Source organism: Longimicrobium sp., assembly GCF_036387355.1.
Classification (GTDB): Bacteria; Gemmatimonadota; Gemmatimonadetes; order Longimicrobiales; family Longimicrobiaceae; genus Longimicrobium.
This window is the reverse complement of sequence record NZ_DASVTX010000194.1, coordinates 1-3,169: the sequence shown is the minus strand read 5'-3', so window position 1 is coordinate 3,169 and position 3,169 is coordinate 1. Positions and strand designations below refer to the sequence as shown.

Genomic DNA, 3,169 nt, shown 5'->3' with positions numbered 1-3,169 from the left:
TTTCGTACTCTCGTACTTTCGTACTCTCGTACTTCAGTTCCGCACTCCGCACTCCGCACTCACGCACTCCCTTCACGCACTATCCTCCCGCGGCACCGCACCCTCCGGCCGCGCCCGCTGCACCAGCACCTTGTCCACGCGGTTCCCATCCATGTCCACGACCTCCACGCGGTATCCCTCCGCGTAGAAGTGCTGCCCGGGGCGGGGAACGCGGCCCATCCGCGCGAACACGAAGCCGCCGACGGTGCGGTACTCGCGGTGCTCGTCGCGGCGCTCCGGCAGGTCCAGCGCCTCGCGGAACTCCTCCATGGGGAGCGACGCGTCAATCAGCAGCGACCCGTCCTCGCGCTTCACGATCGGCGGCGCGACGGGCTGGCCGCCGAAGTTGGCCATCTCCCCCGCGATCTCCTCCAGCAGGTCGTTCAGCGTCACGATCCCCTCCGTGCCGCCGTACTCATTCACTACGATGGCCATGTGCGTGGGGCTCTCGCGAAAGCGCTCCAGCAGGTCCAGCGCGCGCGTGCTTTCCGGCACCACCAGCGGCGGGCGGACGAAGGGGCGCAGGTCCTCCACCCGCGTGCCCGACAGCTCCGCCGCCCACAGGTCCTTGGTGGCCACCACGCCCAGAATGCGGTCGATGTCGCCGTCGCACAGCAGGTAGCGCGACAGGCGGTTGGCCACCATCTGCGCGCGGTTCTCGTCCGGCGCGTCGTTCACGTCCAGCCACGCCACCCGGTGCCGCGGCGTCATGAGGTTCACCACGCGCTGGTCGCCCAGCCAGAACACCCGCTCCACCAGCTCCTGCTCTTCTTCCTCGAACACGCCCGCCTGCGTGCCCTGCTCCAGCAGCACGCTGATCTCGGCTTCCGTCACCGGCGGCTCGTCGTTCTTCTCCAGCCGGAACAGGCGCAGTACCAGCCCCGTGCTGCTGGTGAGCACCCACACCAGCGGCGCCGCGGCGCGCGACAGAAAGTGCATGGGGCCGGCCACCAGCGCGGCGGTACGCTCCGGGTTGTGCAGCCCCAACTGCTTGGGCACCAGCTCGCCGATGATGAGCGACAGGTAGGTGATGGCCAGCACCACCAGCGTGATGGCCACGGCGTCGGCGTACGGCGCCAGCCAGGGCGTGCCCCGGAACGAGGCGGCCAGCGGCTCGGCGATGCGCGCGCCGCCAAAGGCGCCGGCCAGCGTGCCCACCAGGGTGATGCCCACCTGCACCGTCGCCAGAAAGCGCTCGGGCGACTCGGCCAGCTGCAGCGCGCGCGCGGCGGCCGCGTCACCCTGTTCGGCGCGCTGCTGCAGCCGCGTCTTGCGCGCGGAAACCACGGCGATCTCCGACATGGAGAACACGCCGTTGGCCACCAGCAGCAGAATCACGATCAGCACCTCCGTGCCGATACTCCCCATCGGTTGCCTCGTTGCGGTGATCCGTTCCGTCCGACCCCCGGGCAACATAGCCGCCCCGCGCCGTCGCGGTCCAGTTCCGCGCGCATGCAAACGGCGGGCGGGATCCGTGGATCCCGCCCGCCGCGGACGAATGTGTTCGCTTCCCGGCCCGGCTCAGCGCGCGGACGGGGGCGTATCGCGATCCGCGTGGTCCACCGCCTGCTGCGTGCGGCGGATGAGCTCGCGGGTTTTTTCGATGATGTCGCGGGCGCGCTGCACGATCTCCTGCGTGCGCTGCTGCGGCGACGGCTGCTCCGGAGGGGAGCTGGTAGTCTGAGTCACTTGCGGGACGCCACGTAAGGAAAGCCGGTGCGGATTCGTGCCGCACTCGGGTCCAGCATCAGGGAGGCACTTGGAGGAAACGGAAATTTACTCTGTTGGCCGTTGCGGCGCAACAGTTTAGATGCGTCCGCTGCGAAAGGTGCCCGCAGGGTCGCATGCCCGGGACGGTGTGGAGCGGGCCGGACGGTGCCGCGCGGCCGAGGGAGGCGCCTTTCGCCCAATCCCTGCACTCGCTCCGCTGGACAGGGGGAGCCGTTCGGCACAGGGGGTGGTTCGGTGCACCACGCCCGGTTGGCGCGCGCAAGCCGCCTCCCCCCCCCCCCCCCGCAGTCCGCGGAGGCGGACTTCGTGTCTTTCGAGGCGCGGTTTGAACCGCCGGGCCGACGCCACGCCGCTCACACCGGCACTCGAACCCCCGTTCCGTTGAAGCGCCGAGCGTGGATGCGTCAGCGGCAACGAGGCGGGGCTTCCCGCTTCTGGAGCGGCGGATTCATCCGCTCAGGACCGTCCGTGGCCGAGCCAACGCCCCGCCGTCATCACCAATCCCTTCGCCAAAAAACCACCCTCCCCGGTCTGTTCCGGGGGAGGGTGGGTGCGTGATGTGAACCTTGGGGGGGGCGGCGGATCGTCCGGAGCCCCCGGATCCCGCCGAGCCTCACCGACGTACGGAACCGTCCTACTCCGCGCCCGCCGCCGCGGCGGGCGCCACCGGCAGGGTGAAGTGGAACGTCGTGCCCTCGCCGGGAACGCTCTCCGCCCAGATCTGCCCCCCGTGCGCCTCCACGATGGAGCGCGCGATGGAGAGCCCCAGCCCCGCGCCGGCCCCGTGCCCCCGCCGCGCCTGCCAGAAGCGGTCAAACAGGCGCGGCAGGTGGTCGCGCTCGATCCCCGGGCCGGTGTCCGTCACCCAGAACCGGACGTATCCCGCCACGCGCGCGGCCCCCAGCGACACCGTTCCGCCGGAGGGCGTGAACTTGAGGGCGTTTCCCAGCAGGTTGCTGAACACCTGCAGCACCCGCCCGTAGTCCGCCGCGACCTGGGGAACGCCGTCGGGCCGGGCGCACTCCAGCGCAAGCCCGCGCTCCTGCGCCGTGCCCGCGAACATCTCGTCCGCGGCGCTCAGCAGCACGCCGGGCGACACGGGGCGCGGGTTCATGACCATGGCCCCGCTTTCCAGCGACGCCACCTCCAGCAGGTCCTGCACGAGCGCGTTCATCTGCTCGGCGCTGCGGCGGATCACGTCCAGCTGCCGCCGGTCGCGCTCCGTCAGCCGCTCCGTGTCGCCGAACTCCTGCAGCACGGCGGAGGCCATCACCACGGCGTTGATGGGGTTGCGCAGGTCGTGCGAGACCACGGCCATCACGTCGTCGCGCGCGCGGACGGCGGCCTGCGCCTGCTCGTACAGCCGCGCGTTCTCCAGCGCCAGCGCGGCGCGGCGGGC

General features: G+C 71.1%; 3 protein-coding genes. All 3 read right to left on the bottom strand.

Annotated elements, in window-relative coordinates:
- Nucleotides 1–72: 72 nt before the first annotated feature.
- The gene (locus tag VF665_RS08580) at nt 73–1,407 is read right to left on the bottom strand and encodes a hemolysin family protein (protein ID WP_331053001.1); all 1,335 of its coding nucleotides are present in this window, start codon (nt 1,405–1,407) and stop codon (nt 73–75) included.
- A gap of 153 nt (nt 1,408–1,560) precedes the next feature.
- Nucleotides 1,561–1,728 carry a hypothetical protein gene (locus tag VF665_RS08575; RefSeq protein ID WP_331053000.1) on the bottom strand — a complete coding sequence of 56 codons (168 nt, stop codon included), beginning with the start codon at nt 1,726–1,728 and terminating at the stop codon, nt 1,561–1,563.
- 676 nt (nt 1,729–2,404) lie between these two features.
- On the bottom strand, nt 2,405–3,169 hold a 765-nt coding region (locus tag VF665_RS08570), incomplete at its 5' end, for a HAMP domain-containing sensor histidine kinase (RefSeq protein WP_331052999.1).

Bases quoted from the DNA above. Each gene is read 5' to 3' on its own strand.
- VF665_RS08580 (WP_331053001.1), bottom strand. From the start codon at position 1,407: ATGGGGAGTATCGGCACGGAGGTGCTGATCGTGATTCTGCTGCTGGTG.